The sequence below is a fragment of the Phyllobacterium sp. CCNWLW183 genome (assembly GCF_037203775.1).
GTDB lineage: Bacteria > Pseudomonadota > Alphaproteobacteria > Rhizobiales > Rhizobiaceae > Phyllobacterium > Phyllobacterium ifriqiyense.
Map to the genome: position 1 here is coordinate 629,531 of NZ_JBBCBN010000001.1, position 17,801 is coordinate 647,331.

Below are 17,801 nucleotides of genomic sequence, written 5' to 3' on the forward strand. Positions count from 1 at the left end.
GACCGCACTAGTATATCAGTCGCGCGAACAATATTCGGGAGAGATGACATGGGTGGTTTTGCGGCAATCGGCGAGTGTATGATTGAGCTGTCCGGTGCTAATGGCGACCAATGGCGCATGGGTTTCGCAGGCGATACGCTTAACACCACCTGGTATGTCCGGGCGCTTACCAAAACCGAGTATCCCGTAGATTACGTCACGGCTTTCGGCGATGATCCCTTCTCGCTGAAGCAGCGCGCATTCCTGAATGAAAACGGTATTCAAACAGCCAATAGTCCGATTATCGCCGGTGCCCGCCCGGGACTTTATGCGATAAGTTTGACCGGGGCCGAGCGTTCGTTCACCTATTGGCGCAATGACGCGGCTGCGCGCCAGCTGGCAGATGACACGGAGGCGCTGGCACAAAGCCTCGCCGGACGTGAGATTGTTTATTTCTCCGGGATCACCATGGGTATTCTCAGTCCCAAAAACCGTGAAAATGTTTTGAACGCTGTCAAAAACGCACGCGAACAGGGATCTCTCATTGTCTTCGATGCCAATTACCGCCCTCGCCTGTGGGAAAATGCCGACACAGCCCAGCAGGTACTCGGCGATGCCTTTCGCGTCACCGACATTGCCTTACCCACATTTCCAGATGAGAACGCACTTTTTGGCGACGCAACACCTGATCACACGGCTGACCGGATAGCCGGTTTTGGCGTAGGCGAGATCGTCGTTAAAGATGGCACGGAGCCAGCGCTTGTAGTGGCTGATGGTCGCCGCACCAACGTGCCAGCAACCATTGCCAAGGCAGTTGATACGACCGGCGCTGGCGACAGCTTCAATGGCGGCTACATTGCCTCGCGCCTTGCCGGCTTTGACCCCGTCAAGGCTGCAGCCAGTGCCCATAGGGTTGCCGCTCGCGTGGTTGAATTTCACGGCGCGCTTGCTCCCATGAGCGAAGCGCGCGCGGCCTTTGGCTAAGATTTTTTAAAACTGTACTTTGTTATTTGGCTGTATGTTTCGTCTGGCCGCAGGATCGCCTGCGGGAAGTACGAAAAATGTGTTGAATCTGGCCAAATCTGCGCTTCGAAACACAATGCCGCATAATTTTCGTATGTTTTTCCGGTCAAACCAATGGCAGGCTTTCCGCCAAGCGTATTGGATGCATAAAGCTGCACACCCGGCTCGGTGGTGGACACGGTCATTTCCACGCCAGATTTAGCTCCTCTGGCCCAAGCGACCGGGCACAGCGGGCGCCGCTCGCTCGCCAGACAGAAATTATTATCATAGATAACCTGCTTGCCGTTTTCTTCACGCCGTACTGGTCTGAATTCACGAAAATCATGCGTTGTCCCTGCAACAGGCAAGACGCGCCCATCAGGCAGAAGATCAGTATCGGTAGGCAGATAGGCCTGCGCATCTATACGTACCTGATGATCGAGCGCGTCAGTTGCGCCACCATCATCCAGATTGAAGTAACTGTGATGCGCGAGATTGCATAGGGTTGGCTTGTCTGTGACTGCATCCATACGAATGGCCAGAGTGCCCTTCGACTCAAGCATATAGGTGCAGGTAATGTTGAGATTACCCGGAAAACCCACCTCGCCATCGGGCAGATGAATTGTCAGCGTCACATAGTCCGGCCCAACGGCCACAACCTGCCACAAACGTTTTCCCGCCCCAAGCGTGCCGCCATGAATATTGTGCAAGCCGCGGAAATTCTTCTCCAGCTGATAGGTTTTGCCATCAATCGTCAATTCGCCGTCCCGAATGCGATTAATGGAACGGCCAATCGTGGCCCCGAGATAGGGCGAATAGGCGGGGTAATCGGCAAAGTTCTGATAGCCAAGCACCAGCGGACTTTCATGACCTTTCAGGCGCAGGTCCTGAATAACGGCACCCCAGGTCAGGACTTTCGCCGTCAGGCCACCGCCAACAATGGTAATGCAATGCACCGCTTCACCTGAATCAGTATGCCCAAAAACTTCCGTATCCATTTGACTTTAAAACCTTTTATAAGATTCACTGCGCAGGCAGCCTGATGCACCGGAATGCATCAGGTGAATGATGTGAGCTACATAGTCTAAAGACCAAGCCCACCAATGCAGACATATTTGGTATCGAGATAATCTTCGATGCCTTGATGCCCGCCTTCCTTGCCGAGACCTGATTCTTTAACGCCGCCAAAGGGAGCTTCGACGGTTGTGATCAGTCCCTCATTGACGCCGACCATGCCATATTTCAAACCTTCCGAAACACGGAACACACGCCCAAGATCCTGCGTGTAGAAATAGCTGGCCAGGCCGAACTGCGTGTTGTTGGCAAGATCAATTGCTTCCTGCTCCGTCTCAAACTTGTAGACAGGAGCAACGGGGCCAAAGATTTCCTCTGTCGTGAAAAGCATGTCCGGCTTTGCATCGCCAATGACGGTTGGCTCAAAGAAGCTGCCGCCTAGCGAATGGCGCTTGCCACCAGTGACAATCTTCCCACCCTTCTGTTTTGCGTCAGCGATAAATTCCTCAACCTTTTCGACGGCCTTTTCATCAATGAGCGGACCTTGTTCGGTGCCTGCTTCAAGCCCATTGCCGATCTTGAGCTTTGCAGTCTTTGCTGCAAATTTTTCAACGAAACTATCGTAGATTCCAGCCTGAACGAGAAACCGATTTGTGCAAACGCATGTTTGTCCGGAGTTGCGGAACTTTGCCATGATGGCGCCGTCGACGGCCCGGTCGACATCCGCATCATTAAACACGATGAATGGCGCATTTCCGCCAAGTTCCATCGATACTTTCTTGACAGTATCAGCCGCCTGTTTGATCAAAATCTTGCCGATTTCGGTAGAACCCGTGAAGGTTATCTTACGCACGACGGGATTGCTGGTAATTTCGCCGCCAATCTCGCTGGCCGAGCCTGTCAGAATATTGACGACGCCTTTCGGAATACCTGCCTGCTCGCATAATAGTCCCCATGCAAGACCTGAATAAGGTGTCTGCGTGGCTGGTTTTACAACGGCTGTACAACCAGAAGCCAAGGCCGGGCCAATCTTGCGTGCCAGCATGGAAGAGGGGAAATTCCAAGGCGTGATGGCGCCGATAACGCCAACTGGCTCTTTGGTAATCATGATCCGGCGATCAGCCCAAGGTGACGGTACGGTATCACCGTAAGTACGACGCGCCTCTTCAGCATACCAAAGGATATAAGCGGCAGACATGCCAACCTCGCCCTTGGATTCGGCGAGTGATTTACCTTGTTCCAGCGTCAGCAATTCGGCGAGCGCATCCTGATTGTCCAGGATTGCATCGTGCAATTTGCGCATCAGCTTTGAGCGCTCCAGCGCCGATGTCTTGCGCCAGGTTTTGAAGGCTTCCGCTGCCGCGTCAATGGCGCGCTTCGTTTCGGCCTTACCCGAATTGGGCACTGTGCCAATGACGAGCCCTGTCGCGGGATTGATGACATCGATTGTCTTGCCCGAATCTGCCGCGATCCACTCGCCATTGATAAGATTGGCCTGCTTCATGAACTGGCTGGATTTCTGCAACATCATATTCTCCCTGTGTTCGAAGGGTTATGCTCTTTAGGTGGATTCCGTGAAGGATAACCATATTGCGCTGGGCAATCGAGCCTTGGGTCAAGGTCCGTAAGCACCCTGCTCCTTTTTGGCAAAAGCTGCAACGGCGCAGCTAGCCAAATATATAGGTAACAACTGAAACCCAGAATGCCAGTGTCACCGCAGACAGAGCAGTCGCCATAACCATTGAGTTAGATGCCAAAGCCTGCCCTGTTCCAAAGCGTGTGGCAATGAGATAGGAATTCACGCCTGCAGGCAAAGCTGCTGCCACGACGGCAATTTTTGCGGTAAACGGCGCTAGTCCCAACAGCCACACAGCCCCTAAAACAACTGCAGGCATCAGCAATAATTTTATGACAGACATGACGAGCGCTGCGGCAATATTTCCCGACACGCCAAATTTCTTCAGCCCCATCCCCATCGCGAATAGCGCAACCGGCCCGGCAACACTCGCCAGAGTTTGTATGAGAGCATCCGCTGTCTGTGGCATCGTCAGACCAACAAGCCGCCAAATCCATCCGGCTAATATTCCAAGCACGAACGGATTTCGCAGCAAGCTCTTGAAGAACGAAAGCACGACCGCCGCCAGATGGGCTTCGCCGCTAAATACGCCATCCCGTCGCATCGCGATTTCATGCAAGCTGATTGATGCTGCCATCATGATCGGCATGTGAATGGCGACAATGAGAGAGAGTATCGCAAAGCCGTTTTGCCCGAATACGCCAAGCACAAGCGGCATTCCAAGGAAAACCAAATTGGAGAAAGATCCAGAAACCCCGGCAACGACACCAGCGCGATTATCTCGGCCAAACATATATTTGATAGCGAAGTCCGACGCGGCCCAGGCCACAACGACACCGCTGAAATAGGCGATCCACAGCGACCAGGGCGCTGCGCCGTGAAAGTCGGCCGTCACCATGGTTCTGAACAATAATAGCGGCGCTGCAATCATGAACACGAAATCGGAAAGACCATCGCCGACCCGCTCATCAAGCAATTTGAAATGCGCCGCCGCATAGGCGATAGCGATGACGCCAAAAACAACGATGATTGTTTGGATAAGACTCATGATCCTTGGGATAAGCCCGGAAGTTTCGAGGAGCAAGCCTGGAAAACGATCACTTTATTTTTGCGAGCAGAATTCCCATCTGCCTGATAAGGAGAATGAATGGCATATCGATCGAGTCTTTGGCTTTACTCCGGATTGGTTCTGACGTTTGGCATCGCTCTCGCATCCGTGCCCGCTCAGGCGACAGATGCCGCTTGGGCAAGAGTTCAGCGCGGAGGCTATACAATCCTCATTCAGGGCGGCGATGCTTCAGGCGCGCTCAGCCCATCATCTGATACTTCCGCGGATTGTGCCGCACGAACGCTCTCGGACCGGGGTCACCAGCTGGCGCAAAAGCTAGGCGCGCGATTTGCTGCCCGCGGTGTGCGAATCGACAAGGTTTTGACAAGCACCGTTTGTAATGCAAGGGAGACAGCGCGCCTTTCCTTTGGTTCATCCCCTATGGAAATATTCGCCCCGCTTGATCCAATGGCTGGCGATGACACAGCAAGAGAAACGCAGCTTGAACAAATTCGAACCACGATCATTTCGTTCAAAGGCTCTGGAAATCTGGTATTGCTCACGGATCGTAACAATATAATAGCGCTAACAGGAGTGGCACCCCGGCCCAGCGAGGCTGTTGTTGCGGCTCCCGCAGAGGACGGAAAAACCATTCACGTTGCCGGAAGAATCATATTCGACTAATCACCACATGCTCTTGGGTCTTTCCCTCGCCTGCGAAAAAAGCTAGATACCGGCTCATCAGATCGCAGGGTCTTAGACCAGACACCTAAAACAAAAGGAAAATCAATTGTCCGATACATTCGACAAAGTCGCCGATATTATTGCTGAAACCAGCGAGATCGACCGCGACAGCATCACGCCGGAAAGCCACACAATCGACGATCTTGGCATCGACAGTCTGGATTTCCTCGATATCGTTTTCGCCATCGACAAGGCATTCGGCATCAAGATTCCGCTTGAACAGTGGACGCAGGAAGTCAATGACGGCAAGGTTCCGACCGAAGAATATTTCGTGTTGAAGAATCTTTGCGCCAAAATCGACGAACTGGTCGCCGCCAAGAAAGCCTGATCCGCAGACCAACGCGGGTGCTAAGACATATCCATTAACCGGATGCACCGTAACAACGGTGTTGCGAGACAATGCAGAACAACACCGTCGTTATCACAGGTATCGGACTCATTTCCTCTTTGGGCGAAGGGGCCGATGCTCATTGGCAAGCTTTCAACGATGGAGCCAAGCCGCGCATCGATGGTGAAAGATTCAAGCCATACACAGTGCATCCGCTCGGTGAAGTCGATTGGAACAGCCAGATTCCAAAACGCGGCGACCAGCGACAGATGGAAACCTGGCAACGCATCGGCACATATACTGCCGGTCTTGCTCTACAGGACGCTGGCATCAAGGACGATGAAGCTCTCTGCGCAACAATGGATATGGTTGTGGCAGCGGGCGGCGGCGAACGCGATGTGACTGTCGACACGCAAATTCTGGCTGAGGCACGTGTACGCAATGATCTTGGCACGATGCTGAACGAAAAACTGTCGACAGAATTGCGTCCGACGCTTTTCCTGGCACAGCTTTCCAATCTCCTAGCGGGCAATATTTCGATTGTTCACAAGGTGACAGGATCTTCACGCACATTCATGGGCGAAGAAGGGGCGGGTATTTCCGCAATAGACACAGCGGTTTCGCGCATTCGTTCCGGCCAAAGCACCCACGCCCTCGTGGGAGGCTCCTATAATGCTGAACATCCCGACATGCTGCTCGGTTTCGAGCTGAACCAGATGTTGAAAACCGATGGATGGTCGCCGGTTTGGCAAAGGGAAAATTCCGAGGGCGGTGGCATTGTCACAGGCTCCGGCGGTGCCTTTCTCGTTCTCGAAAGTGCAGACCATGCCAAGAAGCGCGGTGTTCGCGCTTACGCTGCCATTGACGCTATTTACAGCTCACAGATTCGCCGCAACCGCGAAAACCTTGGCGAAACGATTTCCAAGCTTCTGGGTGCCGCAAGTGCGGATAAGGCAGCTGATCTTATTGTTTCCGGTGCAACCGGGGCAAAGAAAGTCACGTCTGCAGAAAAAGCAGCGCTGGAGGCTTTCTCCAGTTCAACAGTTCGTGGACTTTCCAGTAAAACGGGCCATCTGCGCGAGGCACAATTCCCTCTCGCTGTTGCCATCGCCGCATTGAGCGTTTTTCATGGGACAGCCTTTCTCCCGCTTGATAGTGAAAACGAGGCAACTGGTCCGGCTAATATTTCCAGTGCACTCGCGACTTCCATCGGTGCAACGCGCAGTGAAGGCGTTGCCCGCCTGAGCAAGGTTTAAAGGATATTCCAATGTCCAAATATACTGATCATCTAGGTCGCCCCCTGGTTGCGATTACTGGTCTTGGTGTCGTCTCCTCGCTTGGACAAGGCAAGGAAGAAAACTGGGCAGCTCTGACCTCGGGAACTTCCGGCATTCACACCATAACGCGTTTTGCGCTCGACAATTTGCGCACGCAAATAGCCGGGACTGTGGATTTTCTTGAAGAGAGCAGTCAGGGAGCGTCAGCACTTTCGCAGAAACTGGCTTCCCTTGCCGCTGAAGAGGCCATAGCGCAAGCCGGTTTTCCAATCGATGATTTCGGCGGGCCTTTGTTTCTCGCAGCGCCACCCGTGGAACTCGAATGGCGCAACCGCTTCGCGCTTGATGCACTGGTAAAGTCCGAAGGCGAACCCGGTTACGATCTATTGCTGGCAGCGTGCCGAAAGGCACCGCAAAGCGCGATGTTCAACACGGCCGAATTTGGCTTTATAGCAGAATGCATCGCCGACAAGTTCGGAACGCGCGGACTGCCCATCACGCTGTCGACCGCATGTGCATCAGGCGCAACTGCAATCCAACTTGGTGTCGAGGCTATCCGGCGTGGCGAAAGCGACCGCGTCCTGTCAATCGGAACTGATGGCTCCGTGTCGGCAGAAGCGCTTATCCGCTTCTCGCTGCTATCGGCACTTTCAACCCACAATGAACCTGCCCACAAGGCCGCCAAGCCTTTCTCAAAGGACCGTGACGGTTTTGTTATGGCCGAAGGTTCCGGCGCGCTTGTTATGGAATCGCTGGAATCTGCTGTCGGCCGCGGCGCCAATATTCTCGGAATCATGCGTGGTTGCGGCGAAAAGGCAGATGATTTCCATCGCACACGCTCAAAGCCCGATGGCTCTCCGGCGATTGGTGCCGTGCGCGCAGCCTTGGACGATGCGGGGATCAAGGAAGATGCCATCGACTATGTCAATGCCCACGGCACTTCAACTCCGGAAAACGACAAGATGGAGTATTTGGCCCTCTCGACGGTTTTTGGTGACCGCATATCCTCGTTACCGGTTTCCTCCAACAAGTCGATGATCGGCCATACGCTGACTGCTGCGGGCGCTATCGAAGCCGTTTTTTCAGTTCTGACAATTCAGACCGGCACTATTCCGCCAACAATCAACTATGACAATCCCGACCCTGCAATCGTGCTCGACGTCGTTCCCAACGTGAAGCGTGAGGCAAAGGTTTCAGCGGTGCTTTCAAGCTCCTTCGGATTTGGCGGACAAAATACGTGTCTTGTCATGACGGCAGAACCGAACTAATCCGGAACCTGAATTAGAGCAATTTCAAAATTCGGGATCCGGTTTTCCCGTCCGGAATTGCGCAACCCACAAATGAGCGGCTACCTGCCTTTAGCGGCGCCACTCAAGGAAACGGATATGCGTGCACTACAGCTGATCGAAGATCGCAAACTTGAAATCGTCGACGTCGCTCCTCCGCCTCCCCCTGGCCCCGGCGAAGTCACTGTTAACATCAAAGCGGTTGCGCTCAACCATATTGATGTCTGGGGTTGGCGCGGCATGGCCTTTGCCAAGCGCAAAATGCCTTTGACAATTGGTGCGGAAGCATCCGGCATCGTGGATGCTATCGGCCCGGGCGTCAGCAATCTGCTTCCAGGACAACTGGTTTCGATCTATGGCGCACAAACCTGCGGTCTATGCCGCCCATGCCGCGAAGGTCGCGATAATCTTTGCGAGCATGTCTCCGGCGTGCACGGCTTCCATCTTGATGGCTTTGCTCAAGAGAAGGTGAATCTGAAGGCCCGGCTACTGGTCCCTGCACCTCCCGGTGTTGACGAGATTGGCGCCGCAGTTGCTCCGGTCACATTTGGGACCGTCGAGCATATGCTCTTCGACAACGCGAAGCTCGAATCCGGCGAAACCATTCTGGTCCATGCAGGCGGATCCGGCATTGGTTCGGCTGCAATCCAGCTTGCCAAAAAGATGGGCTGTACTGTCATCACCACCGTAGGTTCCGACAACAAGATTGAAAAAGCCAAAGCGCTTGGCGCGGATCATGTCATAAATTACCGCGAGGACCGCTTTGAAGGCGTTGTCCGCAAACTGACCAAGAAGAAGGGTGTAGACGTTGTTTTCGAACATGTCGGTGCCGATACCTGGGCGGGATCCATGCTATCGCTACGACGCGGTGGACGGCTCGTGACCTGCGGCTCGACATCCGGTGTCTCTACCAGCATGAATTTGATGATGTTGTTTCAGCAACAATTGAAGCTGCTCGGTTCATTCGGTTGCCGCATGGAAAACATGGCTGATGCCATGCAGAAGATGGCGCGAGGTCTGGTTCATCCTGTCATCGATACTGAAGTCGGCTTTGATGACATTGATACGGCCCTGAAGCGAATGGAAGGCCGGGATGTTTTTGGCAAGATCATTCTGCGCGTCAACTGATCCCTTATGAAACTTGATAGAAAGCTAGCTCTGTATCGGTGGAGCCAGAAGTTGAAATCGGTCAACTACTGGCTTTCCGCGAATATTATATTCGGCATACTTTGGCTTTTGCGTCAGTTGCCCGCCAAGGCTGCGATGGATTTCATCGATGCTTCTGCGCGCAAAATCGGCCCGTTGATGGGCCGCCACCGTGTTGCAATGACCAATCTGCGCAAAGCCTATCCGGACAAACCGGAAGAAGAACTACAGCAGATCGCGCGCGACATGTGGGGAAACATGGCGCGGTTGACGGCAGAATATGTCTTCCTTGATGCAATCTTCGATTACGATCCGCACAGCGACAAACCGGGGTTGATCGAGGTACAGGGCCGCGAAATCTTTGAGCGCATCCGCGACGAAAAAGACCGGCCTCATATTTTCTTCACCGGTCACACGGGTAATTTTGAATTGCTCCCGATCTGTGCCGCAACGTTTGAACTGAACGTGACCGCCTTGTTCCGTCCACCGAATAATCCCTATGTTGCAAGGAAAATTCTGGGCGCGCGCCGCACGAATATGGGCCACCTCGTTCCGTCAAAAGCGGGCGCAGCGTGGTCACTTGCCAGTGTTTTGAATGCCGATGGCAATGTGGGTATGCTGGTCGATCAAAAATTCCATCGCGGCATTCCCACGACTTTCTTTGATCGCCCCTGTAAAACCAATCCGCTATTGGCAAAACTTGCGCGTCAATATGAGTGCGATGTTTATCCCGCACGCTGCATTCGTCTCCCAGGGGGACGCTTCCGTCTGGAACTGGAAGAGAAGATGCAACTGCCGCGCGATGAAAAAGGCGCCGTTGACCTTGCCGCCACTGCACAGGCACTGAACGACAAGGTTGAAAGCTGGGTTCGTGAATATCCCGGCCAATGGATGTGGTTCCACAAACGCTGGAACAAATAGCGCCTTTAGTAGTAATTGGTCACCGCGTGTTTTGCCTCGGCAAAAAACAACCAGCGTTCCACAAATATCCCTAATAAGTGGCTGACAGCAGCGACAGCGAGTATTAATTGCGCTGGCAGGCCGGTTCCCAACGCCATGGCAGATAGTAAAGCCACTATAGGCAATACCACGCCGCTCAACCATGAAATGATCCATAGCTTGGCAGCGTGTTTGCGGGCAACGCGAAAACCCATCTCACGAGTCAGATAATTATCGAGTGAATGTGGCCTCTCAAACAGGCGCACCTTACCGATAAAACCGAGCCCGGTTGCGCTTTCCGGTGTTGAACGTGGCACGAGTGTCGCGATGCGATTGCGCCATACCATCTTGGCGATGAGCGCTGTCAATAATAACAGCACGGCCAACAGCTCGAGTATAAGCATACCGGAAAAAGTGCTTGCCAGCAGAAAGCCGCCAGCCAGTGAAAACGATATAAAACAGAGGGGCGTAAGCCTTGTGTGCCAAGAGTCTACAGTCTTCAGCGACCCATAAATCATTGACGTGCAATAGACCGTCAATAGCGAACCGAGCACGCTGATCAAACCCAGAGTCGCATCATACCGATTGGCAAAAATTGCCAAACCGGCGCTCAACGTAAAGGGAACAAAGGTAGCGATTGCCATCACACCTTCACGCGACAACCAACTGGAACGCCATTGGCTCAGCGCCCGCCAAGCGCGTTGTGGATTTCCTAAATGGAAAAGCGACGCAATCAAGCCTGTTGCAATGAGAGTTAGCGAGGTCAGGTAGGCTAGCTTTGTTGCAACCATGGCAGGATCGAAAAAGCCAAGGCCGAGCGCAATGGCTAGGCCATAGCCCAATCCCGATAAGGTCGTGAAAATGATCATCGAAAACGCTGGATGCATCAGATTCTATCCAACGTTTTGTCGAGCCATGCAAAGAAGCCACGCGCACCTTCGGTATTTTCCGCAAGCGGAATAATCGGTGCAACATCACTCAATGAACTACGAGGACGTGGGGGCAAATATTTATTCGTCGGCCTTGTACCCTGTTCCGGCATCAGATCAAAACCACCCCGCTCTGCAACCATCATGGAGACATCGGAATTCGGGTCACCAAGATCACCAAAGTGCCGAGCATTGACCGGACAGGTTCTGACGCAGGAAGGAACACGATCCTCCTGCTTCAAAGTCTCGTTGTAGATACGGTCAACGCAGAGCGTGCATTTCTTCATCACGCCGGCAGCCAGATCCATTTCCCGGGCACCATAGGCGCATGACCAGGCGCAAAGCCCGCAGCCAATACACTTATCCTCGTCCACCAGCACTATACCGTCTTCTGCACGCTTGTATGAGGCTCCCGTTGGGCACACCGTTACGCAAGGTGCATCTTCGCAGTGCAGGCAGGACTTGGGAAAATGTACCACACGGGCTTCACCCGCTTCGCCGATGATCAGGCCACCTTCCGGAACAACTTCAAAGCTGTGAATGCGATTGAGAAATGTGCCAGATACATCTGCGCCATAGGCATGTTGGTCAGACAAGGCGCTGCCATAACCACCCGTGTTCCACTCCTTGCAACTGATGACACAGGCATGACAGCCAACGCAAACATCAAGGTCGATAACCAGACCCAGTTTTTTTGAGGCAGGGCTGTGTGGCAGACTCGTCATTTCGCCCACTCCTGCCCATAACGCACTTCTTCCGGCGGCTCCTTTTGGCTTCCAGGACGCTTTATCGCCTTGAAATGCGGCTCGCTAAACCCTTCGCCAATTTCAGCTTTCTCAATCCGTACGCGCAGATCATACCATGCCGCCTGTCCGGTAATGGGATCAGAGTTTGACCAGCGCATGCCATCGGATTTCGGTGGTAGCAACTCGTGAATAAGATGGTTCAGCAAGAATCCCTTGGTGGCCTCGGGCGAATTTGGCTCAAGCGCCCAGGCTCCGCCACGCTTCCCAATTGCGTTCCATGTCCACATGGTTTTGCCATTCACGGCATCAGTACGGGCAACTTCACATTTGATCCGGCCATGATGGGAGATAATCCAAGCCCAGTCTCCGTCACTCAACCCGATCTCATCGCAGATGACACCTGGCACATATAGCGGGTTTTTCGTGTGGATCTGGCGCAGCCAGGCATTTTGCGAACCCCATGAATGGTACATGGCCATCGGGCGCTGGGTAATCGCATGGTACGGAAATTCCGTCGTATCAACACCCTGTTCTTCAAACGGGCGGTACCAATCCGGCAGTGGGTCGAAACATTCCAGCAGGCGCTGCTTGTATTGCGATGGCGCAAAGGGTTTTCGAATGCCTTCTGCGGAAAGGCGGAACTTCTGCAACGTCTCCACATAGAGCTGAATCGTCACCGGCTGGGGAGTATCGAAGAAGCCCATATCGATTGCGAATTGCTGATACGCGGCATTGTGATGTTTGAAATACAATGCCTCCTGCGGAATGTGTTTTGTCCAAAAGGCTCCATTATCAATATAATTTTGAATTTGATCCTGATTGGGAGCGCCCCTGCCCTCGCTATCGGCTTGAGCGCCGCGCCAACCTGACAATGGACCAATACCCGGCTTGCGCTGGTGATTGGCGATATAATCGGCATAATCCTTGTAGAGCGCCTCACCATCCTCGTTCACAAAGCCCGGCAGCTTCAACCGAGCACCAAGGTCTATCAATACCGATTGGAAACCGCGTACATCCCGGTCAGGCTTGATGACAGGCCAGCGAATTGCATCACATACGGCCCCCGGTTCAGAAATAGGTCTGTCCAGTAGTGAGATACAGTCATGCCGTTCGAGATAAGTCGTATCGGGCAAGACAAGATCGGCATAAGCAACCATTTCCGATGAATAGGCATCGGAGTAGATAATTTTCGGAATCTTATATTCGCCGGTTGCCTCGTCACGCTTCTCCAGCATCTTGATCGTGCCACGCGTGTTCATCGACGAGTTCCAGGCCATATTTGCCATGTATAGAAACAGCACGTCAATCGGGTAAGGATCGCCTGCATGTGCATTGGCGATTACCATGTGCATCATGCCGTGGGCCGAAAGCGGTGCTTCCCATGAAAACGCCTTGTCTATCCGCTGCGGCTTGCCCTCAGCATCAACAAGCAGATCTTCCGGACCCAATGGATATCCGAGATGTGGGCCAGCCAGAGGTTTTCCCGGCGTCACATGTTCCGAACGACCATGAGGTCGGGGGTGCGCCGTGGCAGGTTTTGGATAGGGCGGCTTGTAACGATAGCCGCCAGGACAATCGATGGAACCAATGATCGTCTGCAACACATGCAAGGCGCGGGCCGATTGAAAGCCATTGGAATGAGCAGAAATGCCACGCATGGCGTGGAAGCTGACCGGTCGCCCAATCATGACCTCGTGCTGCTCGCCCTTCATATCGATCCAGGGCTGCTCGACGATAATTTCTTCTTCGAAGGCTACGCGCGCAATCTCTGAAGCAAGCCCGCTAATTGTTGTCGCTGAAACCCCGGTTTCAGCTGCAACAGCTTCGGGAGCATATTTCGGATCGAGATATTTCTCCGCCATTAACCGCAGAACGCTGCGCACCTTGAGTCCATCTGCTGTCGTAAATTCAGCGTTAAGATCGGCAATATGGCCCGGCTCATCAAAGCGCACGACAGCACCGGTCTTTCGGTCTCTTACCAGCGCTTTTCCAAGATCATCGCGCAGAAATAGCCCATGATCCTCATGGCCCTCATTGTCGATTACCAGCCAAGGCGCATTGGTATACCGGGAAAGATAATCCAGATCGATCTTACCCGTCCGGAACAGCTCATGGATAATGCTCAGGACAAGCAGACCGTCTGTGCCCGGCCGGATGCCAATCCAATTATCGGCGATAGCGGAATATCCGGTGCGAACCGGATTGACCGAAACAAAGCGTGCGCCCCGCTTCTTAAGTTTTGAAATGCCAATCTTGATGGGATTGGAGTCATGATCTTCCGCCACACCGAAGAGCACGAACAGCTTCGTTTTGTCCCAATCCGGTGCGCCAAACTCCCAAAATGCCCCGCCGATTGTATAAATGCCAGCGGCTGCCATGTTGACTGAGCAGAACCCGCCATGGGCCGCATAATTAGGCGTCCCGAAATTTTGAGCCCAAAAGCTCGTCAATGCCTGGCTTTGATCCCGGCCCGTAAAAAAAGCGAGTTTCTGCGGTGCTGTATCGCGGATTGGTTGCAGCCAATCGACCGCCAGCTTAAGCGCTTCGTCCCAACTGATTTCCCTAAATTCACCCGATCCGCGCGGTCCCGTGCGGAGCAACGGCGCACGCAATCGCGCGGGCGAATAATGCTGCATGATTCCCGCTGAGCCCTTGGCGCAAAGCACACCCTTGTTAATCGGGTGATCGCGATTGCCCTCGATGTAGCGAACTTTTCCATCCTTCAAATGGACATCAATGCCGCAGCGGCAGGCACACATATAACAAGTCGTTTTGGCAATCTCGTCACCAACCGGCTCGGACAGGGCAAGGCGTGGTTCGGAATTCATATCGTGTTGCCCCGATCATCATCAGCTTCACATGCTGTTTTATAAGAACAATTCCAATCTACCAAACACTCAAACGACATCTCACCAGGAAAGCGGCAATTTGCCATCGTTGCGAAACTTGCCTCTTGCCAAATCGGGATACCGCCTGATTTGATAGGCGAATGGACGAAAAGCTTTCCCGCGCGATTGATAAACGACGTGACGATCTGATCGCACTCACGCAAGAGTTGATACGCTTTCCGACGATTAATCCACCGGGCGAAGCCTACGCCCCCTGCGCAGAGTACATCGCACAACGATTGCAGAAGAGCGGTTTTGAAACGCAATTGATTCGCGCTGAAGGAACCCCTGGCGATACGGACCGATATCCACGGACAAATGTCCTTGCGCGCTTCGATGGTCGCACTCCTGGCCAGACCGTTCATTTCAATTCGCATATTGATGTCGTAGATACTGGCGAAGGCTGGACCGTCGACCCTTTTGGAGGTGTCGTCAAGGATGGCAAAATCTACGGTCGTGGCGCATGCGACATGAAAGGCGGTCTCGCCGCTTCAATTATAGCGGCAGAAGCTTTTCTCGAAGTCTACCCTGATTTTGCTGGCGCCATAGAGATTTCAGGCACAGTGGACGAAGAGTCCGGCGGCTTTGGCGGCGTAGCCTATCTTGCTAGCAAGGGGTTCTTTTCCAAACCTCGGGTTGATCACGTGATCATTCCCGAACCACTGAACAAGGATCGTATTTGCCTTGGTCATCGCGGCGTGTGGTGGGCGGAGATCGAAACCAAGGGCGAGATCGCGCATGGCTCGATGCCATTTCTTGGTGATTGCGCAGTCAGGCATATGGGTGCAGTTCTTGATGCATTTGAGAAAGAACTTTTTCCCGCCCTCGACCGGAAAGAAACCCGGATGCCGGTGGTTCCCGAGGGCGCGCGGCGATCGACGATGAATATCAACTCGGTTCATGGCGGACAAACCGATGATTTTTCGGGGCTGCCCTCGCCCAATGTTCCAGATTCATGCCGGCTTACAATCGATCGGCGCTTCCTGCTTGAGGAGGATATTGACGAGGTCAAGCGCGAGGTCACATCAATCCTGGACCGCCTTCAATGGGAACGGCCAAAGTTCCATTACAAAATTCGCGACATCATGGAAGTTCAGCCCTTGATGACCGAGCGTGACGCTCCTGTCGTAACGGCAGTAGCACAGGCGATTCGCTCTGTTTTCGGCAAAGAACCGGAATATGTGATTTCGCCCGGAACATATGATCAGAAACATATTGCACGCATCGGGCTTTTGCACGATTGCATCGCCTATGGTCCCGGCATTCTCGATCTTGCCCACCGGCCGGATGAATATGTCGGTATTGAAGATATGATCGAGTCAGCCAAAGTGATGGCTCTTGGCCTGAAAGTGCTACTGTCCGGTTCGATTTAATGGGAGACGCTGAATGAATATCTGGAAAGCATTTTTGTTCGGCACGGCAGTCGCCCTGCTCCCGGCAACCGCTTCATTTGCAGCGAAGACGGATCTCGTGCTCGGCATTGTATTGGAGCCGCCGCATCTTGATCCGACAGCCGGCGCCGCAGCGGCGATCGATGAGATCGTATATGCCAATATATTTGAGGGTTTGACGCGTATTGGCCCGAAAGGTGATGTCCTGCCCGCTTTGGCCGAAAGCTGGACCAAATCAGAAGACGGCAAGGTCTATACGTTCAAGCTGCATAAGGGCGTTAAATTTCACGATGGCACGACATTTGATGCGGAAGATGTGAAGTTCTCCCTCGACAGAGCTCGAGGCGACACGTCAACCAATGCCCAGAAGGGTCTCTTTGCTGCGATAGATACGGTCGAAAGCGTCGATCCGCTGACTGTCAAAGTAACTTTGAAACAACCGAGTGGTGATTTTCTCTATAATATGGCTTGGGGCGATGCGGTTATTGTTGCGCCGGAAAGCGCCGATACCAATAAGGACAAGCCAACCGGCACCGGCCCTTTCAAATTGGAAAACTGGGCAAAAGGATCGCAGATCGTCATCGCGAAAAATCCGGACTATTGGGGAACGCCAGCAACGCTCGAAAAAGCAACGTTTCGCATTATCCCCGATCCAGCGGCAGCAACAGCGGCTCTTTTGGCGGGCGATGTGCAGGCATTTCCGGTTTTCCCCAGCTATGAAACCATTGCTCAATTTCAGGCAGATCCGCGCTTCAAGGTCGTGATCGGCACGACCGAAGGCGAAACAGTGATGGGCATGAACAATAAGAAGCCTCCCTTCGACAACGTCAAAGTGCGTCAGGCAATTGCACATGCAGTTGACCGCAAGACGGTTATCGATGGAACCATGTTTGGATTTGGAACTCCGATTGGTTCATTCTTTCCACCACATCATCCGGCCTATTTGGATTTGACGGCAGAAGCCGCCTATGATCCCGAACTTGCCAAGAAGCTTTTGGCTGAAGCTGGTTATGCCGACGGCTTCAAGACAACGCTCAAATTGCCACCCCCGACCTATGCACGGCGTGGCGGCGAGATTATTGCCGCTCAACTGCGTGAGATTGGGATAGAAGCCGAAATTATCCCGGTAGAATGGGCGCAATGGCTCGACCAAGTCTTCAAGAATAAAAACTATGACATGACAATCGTTTCTCACACCGAGCCAAACGATCTCAACATTTTTGCGCGCGATGATTACTATTTCAATTATGACAGCGCTCCGTTTAAGGAATTGATCAAGCAGATAGATGCAACTTCCGATGGACCAAAGCGCATTGAGCTTTATCAGCAGGCGCAAAAGCTGCTCGCAGCCGACGAACCCGCAGCATTTTTGTTTCAATTGCCAAAAACCGGCATATGGGACGTAAAAATCGAGGGCCTTTGGGAGAACGGGCCAATTCAGGCAAATGATTTGACCGCAGTAAAATGGGCCGATTAAAGATGACTCCTGGCTTTCAAAAAGGGATGGC

At 53.1% G+C, this 17,801-nt stretch carries 15 protein-coding genes; 9 read left to right on the forward strand and 6 right to left on the reverse strand.

Translation table 11 applies throughout. From position 1 onward, the window contains the following. Positions 1–48: 48 nt before the first annotated feature. Positions 49–963, forward strand: a complete 915-nt coding sequence (locus V9K95_RS02970; protein ID WP_336439863.1) for a sugar kinase — start codon at positions 49–51, stop codon at positions 961–963. Here V9K95_RS02970 and V9K95_RS02975 read toward each other — a convergent pair. The 3 genes from V9K95_RS02975 to V9K95_RS02985 all read right to left on the reverse strand — a co-directional run bounded on the left by V9K95_RS02975 (position 960) and on the right by V9K95_RS02985 (position 4,622). Beyond that, the gene (locus V9K95_RS02975) at positions 960–1,979 is read right to left on the reverse strand and encodes an aldose epimerase family protein (protein ID WP_336439862.1); all 1,020 of its coding nucleotides are present in this window, start codon (positions 1,977–1,979) and stop codon (positions 960–962) included. The two genes, V9K95_RS02970 and V9K95_RS02975, sit on opposite strands and share 4 nt — an antisense overlap. 86 nt (positions 1,980–2,065) lie before the next feature. Then, the gene (locus V9K95_RS02980) at positions 2,066–3,523 is read right to left on the reverse strand and encodes an NAD-dependent succinate-semialdehyde dehydrogenase (protein ID WP_336439861.1); all 1,458 of its coding nucleotides are present in this window, start codon (positions 3,521–3,523) and stop codon (positions 2,066–2,068) included. Positions 3,524–3,662: 139 nt separating this feature from the next. Further along, positions 3,663–4,622, reverse strand: a complete 960-nt coding sequence (locus V9K95_RS02985; protein ID WP_336440206.1) for an AEC family transporter — start codon at positions 4,620–4,622, stop codon at positions 3,663–3,665. A 96-nt stretch (positions 4,623–4,718) separates the two neighbouring features. Here V9K95_RS02985 and V9K95_RS02990 point away from each other — a divergent pair, with 96 nt between their 5' ends. The 6 genes from V9K95_RS02990 to V9K95_RS03015 all read left to right on the forward strand — a co-directional run bounded on the left by V9K95_RS02990 (position 4,719) and on the right by V9K95_RS03015 (position 10,321). Next, positions 4,719–5,303 carry a histidine phosphatase family protein gene (locus V9K95_RS02990; RefSeq protein WP_115052695.1) on the forward strand — a complete coding sequence of 195 codons (585 nt, stop codon included), beginning with the start codon at positions 4,719–4,721 and terminating at the stop codon, positions 5,301–5,303. Between the two features lie 106 nt (positions 5,304–5,409). Next, entirely contained in the window at positions 5,410–5,691 is a 282-nt protein-coding gene (locus V9K95_RS02995; protein WP_008123430.1) for an acyl carrier protein, read from the forward strand. Positions 5,692–5,762: 71 nt separating this feature from the next. After that, positions 5,763–6,947 carry a beta-ketoacyl-ACP synthase gene (locus tag V9K95_RS03000; protein ID WP_115052694.1) on the forward strand — a complete coding sequence of 395 codons (1,185 nt, stop codon included), beginning with the start codon at positions 5,763–5,765 and terminating at the stop codon, positions 6,945–6,947. Between the two features lie 11 nt (positions 6,948–6,958). Beyond that, a complete protein-coding gene (locus V9K95_RS03005) occupies positions 6,959–8,236 on the forward strand; it encodes a beta-ketoacyl-ACP synthase (RefSeq protein WP_336439860.1) in 1,278 nt (425 codons plus the stop codon). A gap of 117 nt (positions 8,237–8,353) precedes the next feature. Further along, positions 8,354–9,382, forward strand: a complete 1,029-nt coding sequence (locus V9K95_RS03010) for a zinc-binding dehydrogenase (protein WP_115053264.1) — start codon at positions 8,354–8,356, stop codon at positions 9,380–9,382. Positions 9,383–9,388: 6 nt separating this feature from the next. Then, on the forward strand, positions 9,389–10,321 hold the full coding sequence (locus V9K95_RS03015) for a lipid A biosynthesis lauroyl acyltransferase (RefSeq protein ID WP_336439859.1): 933 nt from the start codon (positions 9,389–9,391) through the stop codon (positions 10,319–10,321). Between the two features lie 5 nt (positions 10,322–10,326). Here the strand turns inward: V9K95_RS03015 and V9K95_RS03020 are convergent, their stop codons facing one another. The 3 genes from V9K95_RS03020 to V9K95_RS03030 are packed head-to-tail and all read right to left on the reverse strand — an operon-like array spanning position 10,327 to position 14,842. Beyond that, on the reverse strand, positions 10,327–11,226 hold the full coding sequence (locus V9K95_RS03020; RefSeq protein ID WP_336439858.1) for a dimethyl sulfoxide reductase anchor subunit family protein: 900 nt from the start codon (positions 11,224–11,226) through the stop codon (positions 10,327–10,329). Beyond that, positions 11,226–11,993 (reverse strand): 4Fe-4S dicluster domain-containing protein, encoded by a 768-nt coding sequence (locus V9K95_RS03025; RefSeq protein ID WP_336439857.1) that lies wholly within the window; start codon positions 11,991–11,993, stop codon positions 11,226–11,228. The genes V9K95_RS03020 and V9K95_RS03025 overlap by 1 nt, the downstream gene beginning before the upstream one ends. Further along, a complete protein-coding gene (locus V9K95_RS03030) occupies positions 11,990–14,842 on the reverse strand; it encodes a molybdopterin oxidoreductase family protein (protein ID WP_336439856.1) in 2,853 nt (950 codons plus the stop codon). The genes V9K95_RS03025 and V9K95_RS03030 overlap by 4 nt, the downstream gene beginning before the upstream one ends. 161 nt (positions 14,843–15,003) lie before the next feature. Here V9K95_RS03030 and V9K95_RS03035 point away from each other — a divergent pair, with 161 nt between their 5' ends. Both V9K95_RS03035 and V9K95_RS03040 read left to right on the forward strand, forming a co-directional pair. Beyond that, positions 15,004–16,275, forward strand: a complete 1,272-nt coding sequence (locus V9K95_RS03035) for an acetylornithine deacetylase/succinyl-diaminopimelate desuccinylase family protein (protein WP_336439855.1) — start codon at positions 15,004–15,006, stop codon at positions 16,273–16,275. 13 nt (positions 16,276–16,288) lie between these two features. Continuing rightward, positions 16,289–17,770, forward strand: coding sequence for an ABC transporter substrate-binding protein (locus V9K95_RS03040; RefSeq protein WP_336439853.1), 1,482 nt, complete (start codon positions 16,289–16,291; stop codon positions 17,768–17,770). The last annotated feature ends 31 nt before the right edge of the window (positions 17,771–17,801 follow it).